This window comes from Actinoplanes sp. DH11, from assembly GCF_020873875.1.
Taxonomy (GTDB): Bacteria; Actinomycetota; Actinomycetes; order Mycobacteriales; family Micromonosporaceae; genus Actinoplanes.
On record NZ_JAHWGU010000001.1, the window covers coordinates 92,676 to 107,105 of the forward strand.

Annotated in this window: 17 protein-coding genes and 2 tRNA genes; 12 read left to right on the forward strand and 7 right to left on the reverse strand. The window is 67.0% G+C overall.

Translation table 11 applies throughout. The features are described 5' to 3' along the window. Positions 1-3 precede the first annotated feature (3 nt). The 5 genes from LPA41_RS00465 (at position 4) to LPA41_RS00485 (ending at position 2,760) form a co-directional block, all read left to right on the forward strand. Positions 4-537 carry a hypothetical protein gene (locus LPA41_RS00465; RefSeq protein ID WP_229067422.1) on the forward strand — a complete coding sequence of 178 codons (534 nt, stop codon included), beginning with the start codon at positions 4-6 and terminating at the stop codon, positions 535-537. A 393-nt stretch (positions 538-930) separates the two neighbouring features. Then, positions 931-1,021, forward strand: a tRNA-Ser gene (locus LPA41_RS00470). Positions 1,022-1,061: 40 nt separating this feature from the next. Beyond that, positions 1,062-1,134: transfer RNA gene (locus LPA41_RS00475), tRNA-Arg, on the forward strand. Between the two features lie 724 nt (positions 1,135-1,858). Then, complete coding sequence (locus LPA41_RS00480; RefSeq protein WP_229067423.1) at positions 1,859-2,107, forward strand: hypothetical protein; 249 nt, start codon at positions 1,859-1,861, stop codon at positions 2,105-2,107. 2 nt (positions 2,108-2,109) lie between these two features. After that, on the forward strand, positions 2,110-2,760 hold the full coding sequence (locus tag LPA41_RS00485) for a nucleotidyl transferase AbiEii/AbiGii toxin family protein (RefSeq protein ID WP_229067424.1): 651 nt from the start codon (positions 2,110-2,112) through the stop codon (positions 2,758-2,760). A gap of 18 nt (positions 2,761-2,778) precedes the next feature. Here the strand turns inward: LPA41_RS00485 and LPA41_RS00490 are convergent, their stop codons facing one another. The 3 genes from LPA41_RS00490 to LPA41_RS00500 all read right to left on the reverse strand — a co-directional run bounded on the left by LPA41_RS00490 (position 2,779) and on the right by LPA41_RS00500 (position 4,256). After that, on the reverse strand, positions 2,779-3,597 hold the full coding sequence (locus tag LPA41_RS00490) for a phosphotransferase (RefSeq protein WP_229067425.1): 819 nt from the start codon (positions 3,595-3,597) through the stop codon (positions 2,779-2,781). Between the two features lie 79 nt (positions 3,598-3,676). Then, a complete protein-coding gene (locus LPA41_RS00495; RefSeq protein WP_229067426.1) occupies positions 3,677-3,847 on the reverse strand; it encodes a hypothetical protein in 171 nt (56 codons plus the stop codon). A 34-nt stretch (positions 3,848-3,881) separates the two neighbouring features. Beyond that, on the reverse strand, positions 3,882-4,256 hold the full coding sequence (locus LPA41_RS00500) for a hypothetical protein (protein WP_229067427.1): 375 nt from the start codon (positions 4,254-4,256) through the stop codon (positions 3,882-3,884). Between the two features lie 56 nt (positions 4,257-4,312). Between LPA41_RS00500 and LPA41_RS00505 the strand changes: the two genes are divergently transcribed. From LPA41_RS00505 to LPA41_RS00515, 3 genes are all read left to right on the forward strand, one after another. Continuing rightward, positions 4,313-4,552: a hypothetical protein gene (locus tag LPA41_RS00505; RefSeq protein WP_229067428.1), complete on the forward strand. Its 240-nt coding sequence runs from the start codon at positions 4,313-4,315 to the stop codon at positions 4,550-4,552. Continuing rightward, positions 4,545-5,585, forward strand: a complete 1,041-nt coding sequence (locus LPA41_RS00510) for a radical SAM protein (RefSeq protein WP_229067429.1) — start codon at positions 4,545-4,547, stop codon at positions 5,583-5,585. Before LPA41_RS00505 ends, LPA41_RS00510 begins: the two co-directional genes overlap by 8 nt. Before the next feature lie 477 nt (positions 5,586-6,062). Beyond that, positions 6,063-6,626 carry an NUDIX hydrolase gene (locus LPA41_RS00515; RefSeq protein ID WP_229067430.1) on the forward strand — a complete coding sequence of 188 codons (564 nt, stop codon included), beginning with the start codon at positions 6,063-6,065 and terminating at the stop codon, positions 6,624-6,626. On the opposite strand, the gene LPA41_RS00520 is transcribed toward LPA41_RS00515, so the two are convergent. The 3 genes from LPA41_RS00520 to LPA41_RS00530 form a co-directional block, all read right to left on the reverse strand. Then, positions 6,623-7,999 (reverse strand): helix-turn-helix domain-containing protein, encoded by a 1,377-nt coding sequence (locus LPA41_RS00520; protein ID WP_229067431.1) that lies wholly within the window; start codon positions 7,997-7,999, stop codon positions 6,623-6,625. The two genes, LPA41_RS00515 and LPA41_RS00520, sit on opposite strands and share 4 nt — an antisense overlap. 478 nt (positions 8,000-8,477) lie before the next feature. Beyond that, on the reverse strand, positions 8,478-9,665 hold the full coding sequence (locus LPA41_RS00525) for an alpha/beta fold hydrolase (RefSeq protein ID WP_229067432.1): 1,188 nt from the start codon (positions 9,663-9,665) through the stop codon (positions 8,478-8,480). Positions 9,666-9,754: 89 nt separating this feature from the next. Next, on the reverse strand, positions 9,755-10,984 hold the full coding sequence (locus tag LPA41_RS00530; RefSeq protein ID WP_229067433.1) for a serine hydrolase: 1,230 nt from the start codon (positions 10,982-10,984) through the stop codon (positions 9,755-9,757). 325 nt (positions 10,985-11,309) lie between these two features. On the opposite strand from LPA41_RS00530, the gene LPA41_RS00535 reads away from it, so the two are divergent. Continuing rightward, a complete protein-coding gene (locus LPA41_RS00535; RefSeq protein ID WP_229067434.1) occupies positions 11,310-11,729 on the forward strand; it encodes an integrase core domain-containing protein in 420 nt (139 codons plus the stop codon). Positions 11,730-11,801: 72 nt separating this feature from the next. On the opposite strand, the gene LPA41_RS00540 is transcribed toward LPA41_RS00535, so the two are convergent. Next, a complete protein-coding gene (locus tag LPA41_RS00540) occupies positions 11,802-12,410 on the reverse strand; it encodes a helix-turn-helix domain-containing protein (protein WP_229067435.1) in 609 nt (202 codons plus the stop codon). Between the two features lie 100 nt (positions 12,411-12,510). Between LPA41_RS00540 and LPA41_RS00545 the strand changes: the two genes are divergently transcribed. The 3 genes from LPA41_RS00545 to LPA41_RS00555 are packed head-to-tail and all read left to right on the forward strand — an operon-like array spanning position 12,511 to position 14,338. Then, positions 12,511-13,146 (forward strand): MFS transporter, encoded by a 636-nt coding sequence (locus LPA41_RS00545; protein ID WP_229067436.1) that lies wholly within the window; start codon positions 12,511-12,513, stop codon positions 13,144-13,146. Next, on the forward strand, positions 13,116-13,436 hold the full coding sequence (locus LPA41_RS00550; RefSeq protein ID WP_229067437.1) for a hypothetical protein: 321 nt from the start codon (positions 13,116-13,118) through the stop codon (positions 13,434-13,436). Before LPA41_RS00545 ends, LPA41_RS00550 begins: the two co-directional genes overlap by 31 nt. Next, on the forward strand, positions 13,433-14,338 hold the full coding sequence (locus LPA41_RS00555; protein ID WP_229067439.1) for an NAD-dependent epimerase/dehydratase family protein: 906 nt from the start codon (positions 13,433-13,435) through the stop codon (positions 14,336-14,338). The genes LPA41_RS00550 and LPA41_RS00555 overlap by 4 nt, the downstream gene beginning before the upstream one ends. Positions 14,339-14,430 lie beyond the last annotated feature (92 nt).

Consider the following 14,430-nt stretch of genomic DNA (forward strand, 5'->3'; position numbering starts at 1 on the left):
TGCGTGGTTGTCGGCGGGACGGTCGTCTCCGCCAGCGGGACGGCCTTCTTGGCGGGAGCGGACCTCTTCGCCGGTGTGGCCTTCTTGGCGGGTGGTGCGGCTTTCGTTTGCTTCACCGCTTTCGTACCTTTTGCCGGGACAGCCTTCTTGACGGCCGGCCTTGGTGTCGGAGCAGGCACCGCTGCCGCTTCTCCGGGCGTCGACGTCGCCGAGACCGCCGGGGTGGCTTCGGCTGGCCTGGCCGCCGGTTCCGTCGCCGTGGGTTCGCTGGCGGTGCCTTCCGTCGAGTTCGATCCGTCGGCCGCTGAGTCCGTCGCGGTGGGTTCGCTGGCGGTGGGTTCGCTGGCGGTGGTTTCCGCCGGGCTCGATTCGCCAGCCGCCAGGTCCGTCGCGGGCGGTCCGCCGGCTGCGGGTTCGGCCGGGGCCGGCTTGCCGGCCGAAGGTCCCGCCGAGCCGGCTCTGCGGGCCGCCGGCTTGGGCTTCGCGGCAGAAGGCCCCGGTTCCGCCGCTGCGGGCTTCTCCGGAGGGGCCGGCTGAGTAGGAACCGTGGCAGCGCCCGGCGCCGACGGGCGGCCGGGCCGCCGTGAACTCTTGCGAGCCGGTTCGGCGGCAGCCTCTGAAGAGTGACCTTCAGCACTGGCACCGGGACGCGGTGGCTGGAAAGTAACCGCCGGCGGTGCACCGCGACGCCGGGAACGGGCGGCGGGCTGCTCGGCGGAGGCCGGTTGCTGGGGCGCGGCGAACGGCGCCCGCGGATCCCGGGCGCGCGGCGGCGTGTTCTCCTCCATCGAACGGAGCCTAGTCCCTGCCGCGACGTTTCGCCTGTTGACGACCCCTTAGGGAGATCTTACGTGTGCCGGAAGTGGCCCTCTTTGTGCGACGTCCCACGGGTCCGGTATTGTCAAGCCTCGGTGACCCACGGGCCACCGGGGAGACTTCGCCTAGTCTGGTCTATGGCGCCGCACTGCTAATGCGGTTGGGGTTTTAAAGCCCCTCCCGGGTTCGAATCCCGGAGTCTCCGCGCGAAAGTCGGTGTTGTAGGCTGACTGAGCACTGAGAGAGCGCCCGTAGCTCAATGGATAGAGCATCTGACTACGGATCAGAAGGTTAGGGGTTCGAGTCCCTTCGGGCGCACTTCCTGAAAATGCCGTGACCTGCGGAAACGCGGGTCGCGGCATTTTTGTTTCCCATGGGATGCCTGCCGGGATCCCGTTATTTGGGACATGGTGATCCTGTGGTGATCGGTTGTTCTGGATTGGCCTATCGGTCCTCGTGGTGACCAGGGCTTTTGCGTCCGGGTGCGTCCAGAGCCGTGTCGGTGGCCTGTTTGGTGCGTCCCACGTTGCCGGCTGGGGTCAGGCCGCTTGAGCTGCGGCGTTGCCTGGTGAGCTGGACCTGTGGGTGGGTGCACCCGGGAGTGATCGAACCGCGTCCGATCGGAGCTGAAGAGTTCGTTTAGCGGCGCACTTCTCGCTGCCGGGTGATCCGGCGGTTGATCGGCTGTTCGGCCGCGTATTCACCGCGGATCTGGATGCTTCGCCGCAGGCCACCAATAGCACTTGATCTATGCCTCGAGTCACGCGATCGTTCGTGCACCAGCCGGGGTGAGGTGACCGGTCGGCACCGTGGCGGACGGATCGCAAGTCGGCCTTCGCTGTGGCAGCGTCGCCGGGCTCCTCGTTGCGGGGAGTCCGGCGCGTGGCGTTCGTTCGTCGTGATGTGTACGTACGATCGAAGGCGGGAGGTGGGTCGGATGGTAGGGGTGAATGGTGCGCCGCCAGGATCGCGGTATGCCGATCAGCGGCACTATGTCGTCCCGTCGAACTTGGCTGACCTGCGGGGCCCGGTTGGCGGCACGGTGACGCTCGACCGGTCGCTGGACTGGTCCGGTGACGCGACCTATGACCTGGACGATGCCGGAGACCGGCAGTTGATGTACCAGACCGTGCTCAACCAGGCGGCGACGGCAGAGGACTTGTGCCGCTGGCTTGACTGCGGAGTTCTGCGCCGGCTGTGGCCGGAGCTCTGGCTTCCCTCACGGTTGCGGGCGCTCTGGCAGTCGCGCTTTCCTGAGCTGGCCGTTCCGCCGCGGGCGCTGGCCGGCTGAGCGTGGATCCGGGTCTTCTCAAGCTGGCGGAGATCGCTCTTCGGGTGGCTGGTAGGTACGGGTTCGCTCTGGCCGGTGGGTATGCCGTTCAGGCGCACGGCCTACTTGAACGGCCGAGCGAAGACATCGATCTCTTCACCGCTTGGGAGCGCCGCGGTGAGTTCGCGGCGGCGGTGGAGGCCGTTGTCGGCGCCTATCGTGCCGGCGGGTATGCCGTGGAGGTCACGCAGCGGTTTGAGACCTTCGCCCGGCTTGCGGTAACGGATCCCAGTGGGCCGGAGGGACCATACAAGGTGGAGCTGGCGGCGAGCTGGCGTTCGTTGCCGCCGGTGATGATGGATGTCGGACCGGTCCTGCATGTCGATGACGTCGTGGCCGGCAAGATGTCCGCGTTGTTCACCCGGGCGGAGCCGCGGGACTTCCTCGACGTCGATGCCGCTGTTATCTCGGGCCGCTACACCTACGAGCAGTTGCTCGAGCTTGCTGAGCAGGCCGATGCCGGATTCGACCGCCGAGTTCTGGCCGACCTGTTGGCGATGTTGCCGCGGTATCCGGATCGGCGCTTCGCTGCCTATGGCGCCACTCCGGATCTGATTGCTGGGATGCGAGGACGTTTCGCGCAATGGCGCGAGCAACTCCTCGCCGGCCAATAGAAGCGGGCTGAGCGTGGCTCAGCCGGTGGAGTGGGTGCCTTGCCGGTATTGCTGCCACAACTCCGAGGCCGCCACGATGCCGCGTGTCCAAGGATCGATGCTGCCGGCACCGATCTCTGCCCACATCCTCGCGTTGGCTTCGGCGAACGCAGTGACGCCCTCGATTGTCGCCGTTCGCCAGGCCGGGATTTGGGCTGCCCACCATTCAGCTTGCTCGGGACGGTGGCCGGCGGTGATCAGCCAGCTCACCCAGTAGGCGGCGTCGAGCCATGCCGCGCCGCGCGTCGCCCAGCCCCAGTCGACGATGCGGGCCTCGTCGTCGCCGACGATGACGTTGGCTGGGTTCAGGTCGGTGTGCAGCAGGCTCTCGCCGGCGAAATGGTGAAGCAGGCCTTCGCTGGTGTAGGCAGCGAGTCGCTGCTCAGCCAACCGGAGTGTGATGCCCGGACACGGCAGTTCCCCGATGCGGCCGATGAGCCGGGCGACGTGTCCGAGGTCGTTCGAGTCAGGCGTGTAATCGGCGCGGTGCCCGTCGAGGGCCTCGAAGATGAGGACGTCCCAGCCGTCCTCGACGATCCGCGCGATCAGGGCGGCGCCCACGGTGTCGACGTGCGGTGCGATCTGTGCTTCGCGCCGTTGGGTCCAGGCCCAGCGGTGCTCGGACGGTAGTGCCTTGAGAAAGTAGTCGCCATCGGGTGTGTGCAACCGTGCGGCGATGGCGCTGTTGAGGCCTTCGGTCGCTGAGTCGGCGTCGGTGATGACCGGGTCGACGACGTCGCTGATGCGGTCTCGGACAGAGGCCGGCAGTTGCCGGTAGGTGATTCGTGTCGGCGACAAGGTGTGTGGTCCTCGGCGGATAGGTGGGTGCCCGGACCGCCGCGCCCATGGCGCGACGGCGGTCCGGAACGCTGATAGGTCAGTTGTACGGGTTGTCGTCGCCGCAGCCGCGCTGGTTGCCCGCGGAGATCTGGTCGACGGTGGTGAAGACGATGCCTGCCGGTTCCGACCGGCGGGCCTGCGGCAGGACTGATGTCGGGGCGGCGGTCGCCTCGGGACGGCGTGTGATCTGAACCGGGGTCGGGCTCATGATTCCTCCTTGTTCCCGTGCTGGCAGTAGTGACTCAGTGGTGCCTCGCCGCCTGGTAGACCTTGGCCATGGGTCGGCATACCCGGCAGGTGGACGACAGGGTGCAGCCGGAACATCCACCCGTGCGAAGCATTTGGGCGTCTGCGATCGCGGGCAGGCGCAGTAGGCCTTGCGGCCCTTCGGTAATGATGTTGATCGGGTTCTCCCTGCCGACCTTGCACATGGTCGCGTTGCCGTGCGGGTCGACGTGGAAGCTGGTGTGCCCGGCCGGGCAGCCCTGGAAGATCGCGGACTTGTCCAGGTAACCGGGCGTCTGGGAGTCGAGGGTTGAGGCGCTGCCGCTGTAGGTCGGCGAGATCGACCCGAACTCTTTGAAAGGCAGGCCGAGGTCGCGTACCAGAGCACGCATCTCGTTCAGCTCGTCGATGTTGTGCTTGGTGATGATGATCGTGACTTCGACCGGCAGTGTTGGCCCTGCTGCTGAATGTTGTCGACGCGCCGGTCGTGGCGAGGGTCGGCACCACGTGGATGAGCATCGACTCCGTCCGCAAGTCCGAGGGCCGCTACGTCCTGGAACTCGATCCCGAGGACATGCAGACGGCTGTTGAACATCTCGTCATCGACAGCGCAACGGCGGCGAAGGCCAGGGCCATGCCGACGAAGAACGACGAAGCAGCAGACGCGAAAGGGGCATCGGATGTTTGAGGCGATCGTCAGCCCACAAGAGGACCAGTTCGTCGCCGTCCGACCCGGTCAGCCTGCCGCGATGCAACTGCCGGCCGCGCTGTACGCCATGCTCGCCGACCTGGCCGACCAAAACGGCGTCGTGCCCGACTGGTTCGCCGACGCCGCCGCACAGGCCTGGACCGTGAACCTGCGGCACCGGCCCGTTCGCGACGCGCTACTGGTCCGGCCTCCCTCGACGCTGCCCGTGACCTACTGCCGCGCCTCATGGGAGATCAACCTCGGTTGCAACTTCTCCTGCGAGCACTGCTATCTGGAGACCCGCCCGTTCGCCGGCCTCGACCTGCCCGAGAAGCTGCACCTGATCGAAACCCTGCGCGACATGGGCGTTCTCTGGTTCCAGATTACCGGTGGCGAACCCCTGATCGACCCGCACTTCGCACCGGCGTACCGAGCCGCCCACGACGCCGGAATGATGCTCGAAGTCCTGACGAACGGTTCCCGCCTCGCCCGGCCGGAAATCCTCGACGTCTTCCGGGCCTCCCGCCCGCACAAGATCACCGTCTCGATGTACGGCGCGAGCCCGGAGACCGCGTACGCCCTCACCTGGACCAAGAGCGCGTTCAAGAACACCTACGCGGGACTGGTGGCAGCCGCGGATGCAACAGTCCACTGCGGTTCTCAGCCGGCGCCCGCCCGGTCATGTCGCGGCTTCCCGGGCGGTCCAGCCGAGAAACCGCTCGTAGAGGTCGGGCGGCGGCCCGCTCATCCGGGCTGCCCAGTCGTCGATTGCCTCGAGCAGGTACGAGCCGAGCAGGACCGACAGCCCGTGGGGGAAGTTCTGGTACTGCTCGGCGAGTTCGACTTTGGCGATGGCGCACGGCCACGGCTCGCCGCATATCTTGCAATCCCAGGCCGGTCGCTCTCCTTGGTGGTCCGTCCGCGGCGTCAACATCGCCCGCCTCCCACGGCTCGGGCCGGCGTCATTGCTGCCTCGCAGCAAACAGTTCCTGGCCGCTGCGCCCGGCGACGGGAACCCGCCGGGCGGAGATGAGCTCCGGACGACTCGCTCCCGGCTGGCGCACCGGTAGCCGCAGGCTCCGCGAGAAGATCACCACCGCGCTCTCCCGCCGCCAACACGGCCCCGGCGAATCACACGCCAGGCAACGCCCCGATGCGCTCGACGTCACATGCTCGTCAAGCGTCATCTGAGCTCGGCTGAGTAGTTGCTCGGCCGACACCGCGTAGTACGTGTTCCCCGCCATGCTGTCCTCCCTGCCGCCGAGGCCCGGCCGGTCACCCACCGCCACGGAGGCACTGCTCACGTAGCGGCGGGGAGTCATCGCCGGTATCGCTCATGAGGCGGCCGGAACTCGTGGGCCGCCGTCTGCTTCGCTGCTGATCGCCATGCGTTGTGATCGAGAGTGGCGGGCCGGTGGCCCGTAGTGAAGGCGACAGTCGTCAGCCGCCGTCAGCCGACGCTGACCAGCAGCGGAGTACGCCCATACGAGTCTGCGGATACTGTGCGCTCATGAGCGCGGAGCCGAAGCGAGCCAGTGAATGGACCATCCACGGAGAACGCGTCATCGACGACACGCGCCGCGCGGTGCTGAGCATCGCCGACGTGGAACTACCCGACGGCGTGCGGTTCGAGCAGTACGTCCTGCGGATCCCAGGTGCGGCCATGGTCATCGCCCTCGACGACGAGCAGCGCGTACTGATGATGTGGCGGCACCGCTTCATCCTCGACCGCTGGGTCTGGGAGCTGCCCGGCGGCTACCTCGACCCCGCGGAGGAGCCGATGGCCTGCGCCGCCCGTGAAGTCGAGGAGGAGACCGGCTGGCGGCCGCGCAGCATGGAGAAGCTGGTGTCCTACCAGCCCATGGTTGGCACCATTGACCAGGACAACGTCGTCTACCTGGCCCGTGGGGCCGACTTCACCGGTGCGGACCCGGACGTCAACGAAGCCGAGCGCATCGGCTGGATCCCCCTTGACGAGGTCCAGCAGCACATCGACAACGGGACGATCGTCGGCGCTGGCTCCGTGGCAGGTCTGCTCGCCGTACTTCTGCTGAAAGCGACTGGCAAGCTCTAAACGCTCTGCAACAGCGGAGCCGCACGCTCGGTGAACTCCCGCACAGCGGGAAGCCCGGCATGCTTCGAGAGCCGGTCCGCCAGGTCGGCCAAATAGTCGCGAGCCCGTGAGGAGTGCAGCCCCTCCACCGCGTCGACGGCCTCGACGCCTACCCGGGCGGCCTCCTCCACCTCACCGGTCTGCACGTGCGCCACCGCCAGCAGGACAAGGTTGAACTGACGCCCCCGGGCGTACTGCCGCCCGTCCATGTCGAGGGACCTGGTGGCGAACCGCTGCGCGAGGTCACCCCGGCCCAGAGCCGTGAAGCAGTGCCCGAACTTCGCCGCCAGATACGACTCGTCGAAGTAGCCGATCCACTGCGGCTCGCTGCTCCTGTCCGCCTTGTCGAAGATGCTCTCCGCCCGGCTCAACGCAGTAGCGCAGGCAGCCTCGTTCCCACCGACCGCGTATCCCTGGGCTTCCAGCACCGCCGACTCCGCCTGGATCGCGGCGATGCCGACCTCCGTCGCCGCCCGCCCCGCAGCACGAGCCAGATCAACCGCCTCGTCCGAGGCCCGCAGGTAGGCGGCCTGATGACTCATCGCCGCCAGGATCTCCGCGCCCAGCGCCCGGTCTCCGGCACCGGCCGCAAGCCGAAGGGCCTGGATGAGGTACCGCTGGGCCAGTCCGTGCATGCCCGCGTCATAAGACGCCCAGCCGGCCAGTTGCGTCATCTCCGCCACCGCGGACAGCAATTGACGGCCGGTCGCGGCGTCGTAGCGGCCATTGACCAGGTCAGTGACGTCACCGTCGAGGAAGCGCACCAAGCTCTCCCGGATGTGGCCACCGCCGAACTGGTTGTCCAGCGTGCGATACGTCGAGGTCATCCGCCGCACGGTCTCCACGTCAGGTATCCCGATGAGTCGTTCCCCCGTACCCGAAGGCTGCTCGTCGAACGAGGCCATCAGCCATCGCATAGCCGGAGGAAGGAACGCCGTCGCGCTGAATCCGACACGCCGAAGAAGGTCTCGCCGCTGCATATCGCCTCGCCAAAGATCCACGGCGACATCAATGCCGTGCCGCCAATCCGGCGCGAACTGTAGCCCGGTCGGCGCGCCGGCACCCGTGGAATCGACATCGACAGGCTGTAAGCCGCTGTCGGCTGACATTTCCTGAACCATGGCGGACAGTCGTCCACCCGCGTTGAGCGCGCCATCGAGCAGCACCGCTACCGAAACACTTGGCCGCTTGGTCCCGGTCTCCAGGTCCCACAAATAACCGTGCGAACAGTGGATCATCTGACCCAGTCGCCGCAGCGATACACCTTGCTGTTCGCGCAGCTCCTTGAGCTTTCGCGAGAAATTGGGATCGACGACGACGGTCCGTCTCGGCATGATTCGCTCCCCAGGCTTTAGCCGAGAAGATCGGCTTTTGCATTCCCTTGGTCGCGTAGCTTGTGCGAACGATACCGGACCCATTTCGATCCATCCGGCCTCGATCGGTGTGAACAGCCCGTAGCTCACGCACCGCCTCCGCGCTGGTGGACTCCCGTGCCAGGACGACGAGCCGGAGCTCCGGGTGGTCGTGCAGCAGGGCTGCAGCGGCGAACCGTCCGATCCCTCGGGTAGCGCCGGTCATGACCAATGTGTGCATATCGTTCTCCTTTTGACTCGGCTGGCAACGTCAGCACAGGTTCAAGGCCAGGAGCCGCACGCCGAGGTTCGCGGGCAGAAGGCGACACGGGCGCGGCTGGCAAAGCCGGACATGGCATCGCCGGCTTCGGACTTTCGCCGGCTGGCGCCGGTCCGGAACATGGCCAGCGTGGTGGGCGACGGTGTGCTGTGGCGATGCCCAGCGGAACGTTTGAACAGCTCAGCGATGCGCCTCGAGCCATCCCTGAACTTCCGCGATCACCCGTGGGTCTGGTTCGCCCAGTTCGTCGGCGAACTTCGGCGAAATGTTCATGGTGTGCCCGATGCCCGGGTAGATGATCACCTTGTGGTCTTTGTTGCCGGCCGCTGCCATGGCGGCGTCTGCGGTGAGCGCTGCTCGGGCCGGGGTTTCCAGGTCGTTCTCACCGTTGAGTAAGAGCGTTGGGCCGGAGAACCGGGGCAGTGCCTTCCCAGCATCCGGGAACCGGGCAAGGTCTTGGATGTATCTGACCAGGAAGGGGTCCAGGCCGGGGATGGCCGGGTACGCGTCGATTCCGGTGATCGTGCGCAGCACCGCGCCGGCCTCTGTGTCGATGGCGATCTGACCGTCGTGGTTTCGGTCGGTGCTTGCCTTGACCATCTTGCCGTCGAGCAGGACGGAGCGGAACAGGTCGGCGACCGGTTGCGGCTGGCCCACCAGGCCGTCGGTGGCTTCGGTGGCGGTCAGCCGGCCGTCGCCGTCGATGTCGAACTCGTCGTGTAATTGCAGCGGCAGGCGACCGTAGATCTGGAACGTCAGGAGTTCCTTGACGGGCTTGCCGAGGACTGCCATCGCGACCACCCCGGCCGGTTTCGGGATGCCGAAGTTGTGCGGGTCGGCGGCGAGGTTGGCGGCCACGTTGGTGCCTTCGCTGTGGCCGATCAGGAAAATCTTCGAGGGGTTCACTCGCGGTGATTTGGCCGCGAACCGGAGCACCGTGGCAGCGTCCTGCTGGGTCCGGTCGTAGGGGCGCTTCGGCTCCGACTGGGCGGTATCAGTGGTGGTTGTCGGCCCGATGTCGCTCACCCCGCGCTTGTTGAAGCGCAAGGTCGCGTAGCCCGCACGGCCGGCTGCCTGCGCAAGCCCTACGAAGGTCGAGCCCTTGCCGCCCGGCAGCGTCTGGTTCATATCGTTGCGTCCGCTGCCGTGCAGGAGCACGACCAGCGGTAAGCGTCCCTGGGCAGCGTTTGGATAGGTCAGTTCGGCCTTGGTGACCCAGCCGTGGCCGAGGTCGATCCTTACTTGCTCGCGGGTGATGTCGTCCCAGCCGGACGACGAGGCGGGCTGGGAAGGTACGTCGGCGTTGGCGGCCCCCGCACCCGCGGTGAGCAGAGCGGCGCCGGCGAGAACGATGAGCAGCTTTCTCATGTCAATTGTCCTTGTTCGGCGAGGGCCGACATCGTCAGGTGGGGCCGCGCCGTCGATCGGAAAGACGCGGCTCCACCTGACGAACGGGCTCAGCGGGCGTTGCAGAGGGCGTGGTCGACCAGGTCGGTGGTGATGTCCACGGTGGGCATCGGCACGCCGAGGTCCGGTTTGAGCGAGTCGGTGTTGATCGACACGGTGACGCTGCGGGAACCGTCCGGGGTGACGCCGTTGCGGGTCATGAAGCCAGGGATGTCGCCGCCGTGGCTCCAGTAGCCGCCGCACGAGTTGTCCGACCACACGATGCCCAGGCCGTACCGAGCGCCGGGCCACCTGGCTCGCAGCCTGTCATCGGTCTCCACGGTGCGCAGCATCTCGGCGAGCTGGGCGGGCTTGAGTACCTTGCCGGTCATCAGTGCCCGCAGGAAGGTGTTGGCGTCGTCCGCGGTGCTGATCATCTCGCCGGCGGGGCCGGCCAGGGACGGGTTCAACAGCGTGGCGTCGATCGGTTCGCCGTAGCGGGGATCCTCCGGCGTTGCGTCCGGGCCGGGGAACCGCTGGTAGCCCACCGGGTGTGGGCGGGGGATGGTCGGGGTGGTGCCCGGCAAGTAGGTGTCGCGCAGGCCGAGCGGCCGCACGATTCGGTTGCGGACCTCCTGCTGCCAGGTCCGGCCGGTGACCTTCTCGATGATCATCGAGGCGACGACGTAGCCGGTGTTGGAGTAACTCCACCGCGTGCCCGGCGCGAAGTCGGCCGGGAACTGCATGGCAAGACCGACGAGTTCGGCGTTCGTCCAGGTACGCAGGCGCGACTGCTGGAATCCCTCCTCGGTGCCCAGAGCGGCCATGGCGTTGGTGTACTCGGGCAGACCGCTGGTGTGCTGCAGAAGTTGCCGCACGGTGATCTTCCGGCCGTCGTTGCCCTTGTCCTGGATCAGGCCGGGCAGGAACCGTTCGACCTTGTCGTCCAGCGACAGCTTGCGCTCGCCGACCAGCTGCAGCACAGTCGCCGCCACAAACGGCTTGGTGTAGCTGCCGATCCGGAACTTCGCCTCCCACGCGATCGGGGCGCGCTTTGCGACGTTGCCGTATCCGCTGCGCACCTGCACGTCTCCGCGCGAGGTGTCCAAGGCGACCAGCACACCCGGCGCGCCGTACTTGCGCAGTCCATCGGCGTCGGCCTGCAGAGTGGCGCTCAGGCTCGGCCGGAACGCGGCTGGCGTCAACGAGCTGGGGGTCGTGGCCTGAGCGGCTCCGATACCGACGACGGCGGCTCCCGCTATCGTCGCCGCGACCATGACGGTCACAAGTGATTTCCTCATGCCGACGACGCTAGAGAGATCGATGAGAGAAAACGTCACCACTCAGTGGACACTCGTCTGTCCCTCTCACGAGGGACAGGAGGTCCGCCACACTGATGTCGGCCCGTGGCCGGCCTCGAACCAGACGGTTGCGAGCTCAAGGTGTACACGGTGACTTCGCCCGGCGCGCGCTGAACCGGGTGAAGTTCGTCGGCGAGACCCTGCGGGCGGTCCTGAAGGTCCTGGCCGCGGCCGCACCGGCATGGCCGGCGCCGCGCTTGATACAGGCTCGGCCGAGCGCTACGGCGCCCGCATCGACTCGCATCGGTTCCCGAAGGGTGACGACGTGCGGACCTGCTGGGCCGAGCAGGTCGGCCGGGACGGCTACCTGATCCTGTACGCGGTCACCGCCAGCGGCGCTCCCGGGTGGCTGCGCGAGATTCCGCAGTGCAGGTCCCGGCTCAGCTGTGGGAGCAGTAGTCGCTGCGGCAGGGGCCCCGACGTCGTGCCGCACTACTACCGGGCCGGCAAGCTCTCGTTGGGGTTCGTACTCGCATGCTCGTTCAACTCGCTGTTCAAGGCCGAACTCGTCCGCAACAAAGGCCCGTGGCGCGGCCTCGACGACCTGGAGATGGCCACCGTCGAATACATCGACTGGTACAACGACCGACGCCTGCACGGCGAACTCGGACACGTCCCACCCGCCGAACACGAAGCCCTACACGCGATGACCCACCCGGTCACCGCACCCCTGGAAACCAGCTAACCAACTCTCCATCAAACCCGGGGCTTGACAAGCCAGGGGTGTTTGGCTGTCCTGAGCGCAGAAGGCCACAGGTCACCGGTCTGGGTCACGAACTGGTGAGATCTTGATGGTCGCTGTCGCGCGCATGTGGGTTCGCTCGCCTTGCCTGCCGAGCAGTGCGAGGATCTCGGCTGGCTGTGTACCGGCGGTGCCGAACCAATGCGGTGCGCGCGTGTCGAACTCTGCGGCTTCGCCCGGCTTGAGCAGCATCTCTTGTTCGCCGAGTATCAGTCGTAACTCGCCGTTGAGGACGTACAGCCACTCGTAGCCGTCATGGGTGGTCAGTTCGGGCACGGCGGGTGAGCCTTCGCCGGGCAGAATGAGTTTGTAGGCCTGGATGCCGCCGGGTCTGCGGGTCAGTGGGATCAGGGTCTTGCCGTTGCGTACCACCGGCCGCAGGTGGACGCGCGCGTCGCCTGTGGACGGCCCGCCCAGCAACTCGTCGACCGAGACGGCATGCGCCTCAGCCAGAGCGAGCACCTGTTGGAGTGTGGGCTGGCGATGGCCCTTCTCCAGCCGAGACAGGGTACTGACCGGGATGCCACTGGCCAAGGACAAGCTGGCAAGGGTCGCACCGCCACGTTGCCGTAACGCTCTCAGACGTGGGGCCAAGTTGCGCAGAGTCTCGTCGACGACAGACATCGTTCGAGTTTGACAGATCAGCAAATGTTGCCGTGGATTGCCGGCCCACCGTTCACGCTGGGCCGATCCCCGATGTCCTGGAGTAAGAATGCGCCCCTCAATGGCCGGCCGCCTGGCCGTGCTGTTCCTGACCCAGATGATGCTGGTGGTCGACACCACCATCGTCAACGTCGCTCTTCCCAGCATCGGCGCACAGCTCGGCTTCTCCGCTGCCGGATTGAGCTGGGTAGTGACGGTGTACGCCCTGTTCTTCGGCGGCCTCATCCTTCTCAGCGGCAGGATCGGAGCGTTGGTCGGCGCCCGCCGTGCCCTGCTGACCGGTGCTGGAGTCTTTGTCGTCGCGTCGCTGGCGGGTGGTCTCGCGTTCTCGCCTGGAATGTTGATCGCCGCGCGGGCGTTCCAGGGTGCCGGTGCTGCACTGGCTGCGCCGAGTGTGCTGGTGTTGCTGACCGCCATCACCAAACCGGGTCCGCAGCGGGCACGGGCGATGGCCCTGTTGGTGCTGGCCACCGCATGCGGTGCTGCTGTGGGGCTGATCATCGGCGGCCTGCTCACCGGAGCTTTCGGCTGGCGGCCGGTGATGTTCGTCAACGTGCCAATCGGTGTCGCAATCATCGCGGGCGGACTGTTCTTCCTGCAGGAGCTTCCACGGCAGTCACAGAAGTTGGATGCCGGCGGAGCGTTCACCCCGGTATGGCATGGGCGGTGTACGACTCGACTGCCGTCACCGCCTTGATTCTGCCGTCGATCGTCCTTGGTATCTCTGCCGGCCTGACCTTCGCCCCGGTCACCGGCATGATCATGAGGCAGGCCCCGGACGGCAATAGCGCTGCGGCCGCAAGCCTGCTGCAGGGCCTGCAGCAACTCGGCGGCGCCATCGGCCGGTCCGTGGTCATCGGCGGTGGCCACAGCTACACCGGGGCCTTCCTCACCACTGCCCTCTTCCCGCTCATCGCCCTCGCGCTGTTCACCGGCGGCGCACGGCGGATCGATTCACTGACAGCAACCTCGAAGGGACAATCGTGAAGATCTTCCTCACCGGCGCGGCCGGCTACATCGGCGGTGCCGTCGCCACCCGCCTGGTCGCCGACGGGCACGACGTTCGGGGCTTGATCCGTGATCCGGCCCACGAGCCACTAATCACCGAGGCTGGCGTCACCCCGGTACACGGGGATCTCGACGACTCCGACCTGCTGGCCGCAGAGGCGAACCTCGCCGACGGCGTGGTCAACGCGGCTAACAGCGATCACCGCGGCGCGGTCGAGACGTTCTTGCAAGCCCTACGCGGCACGGGCAAGCCACTCGTGCACACCAGCGGATCCAGCCTCATCGCTGACGACGCGAAAGGCGACTACACCGCTCCGAAAGTCCACGACGACATCGAACAGGTCGTCGCCGGCTCCCATCCCATCCGGCAGGCCCGCTTCGCGATCGACACCATGCTGGTCGACGCAGCAGACGACGGGATACGAACCGTTGTCCTGTGCAACTCATTGATCTACGGCACCGGACGGGAACCCCGGCCGGACACCGTGCTCCTCCCTCCGTTGGTCAACCAGGCCCGTGCCAGCGGAGTCGTGCGCGTCGTCGGGCAAGGCCACAACCGCTGGTCGACCGTCCACATCAACGATGTGGCGGCGCTCTACTCCCGCGTCCTCTCCGATCAGACCGCGTCCGGCTTCTACTTCGTCGAGGCCGGCGAGGCCTCGTTCGCCGAGATCGGAGCCGCGATCGCCGACCGCCTCGGTTTGGGGCCCGTCCAACCTTGGAGTCTCGCCGAGGCATCGCAAGAATGGGGCGCGGGGTTCGCCCGGTTCGCTCTCGGATCGAACAGCCGGATACGAGCAACCCGCGCCCGGCAACTCGGCTGGACCCCTGCACATACCTCCGTCGCTGCCTGGATCCGGGACGAGATGAGAGCCGACTGACCAACGCCCAGAGGAGCCGCTTGAACAGGTGATGGCCGCGGGCACCGATGTCCACCGGCCACTCGGCGGACCCACAGGGAGGATAAGCACAG

Excerpts from the sequence above, each read along its gene's own strand:
- LPA41_RS00495 (WP_229067426.1), bottom strand. The coding sequence starts at position 3,847 with ATGAGCCCGACCCCGGTTCAGATCACACGCCGTCCCGAGGCGACCGCC.
- LPA41_RS00500 (WP_229067427.1), bottom strand. The coding sequence starts at position 4,256 with ATGCGTGCTCTGGTACGCGACCTCGGCCTGCCTTTCAAAGAGTTCGGG.
- LPA41_RS00510 (WP_229067429.1), top strand. The coding sequence starts at position 4,545 with ATGTTTGAGGCGATCGTCAGCCCACAAGAGGACCAGTTCGTCGCCGTC.
- LPA41_RS00515 (WP_229067430.1), top strand. The coding sequence starts at position 6,063 with ATGAGCGCGGAGCCGAAGCGAGCCAGTGAATGGACCATCCACGGAGAA.
- LPA41_RS00520 (WP_229067431.1), bottom strand. The coding sequence starts at position 7,999 with ATGCCGAGACGGACCGTCGTCGTCGATCCCAATTTCTCGCGAAAGCTC.
- LPA41_RS00525 (WP_229067432.1), bottom strand. The coding sequence starts at position 9,665 with ATGAGAAAGCTGCTCATCGTTCTCGCCGGCGCCGCTCTGCTCACCGCG.
- LPA41_RS00530 (WP_229067433.1), bottom strand. The coding sequence starts at position 10,984 with ATGAGGAAATCACTTGTGACCGTCATGGTCGCGGCGACGATAGCGGGA.
- LPA41_RS00540 (WP_229067435.1), bottom strand. The coding sequence starts at position 12,410 with ATGTCTGTCGTCGACGAGACTCTGCGCAACTTGGCCCCACGTCTGAGA.
- LPA41_RS00545 (WP_229067436.1), top strand. The coding sequence starts at position 12,511 with ATGGCCGGCCGCCTGGCCGTGCTGTTCCTGACCCAGATGATGCTGGTG.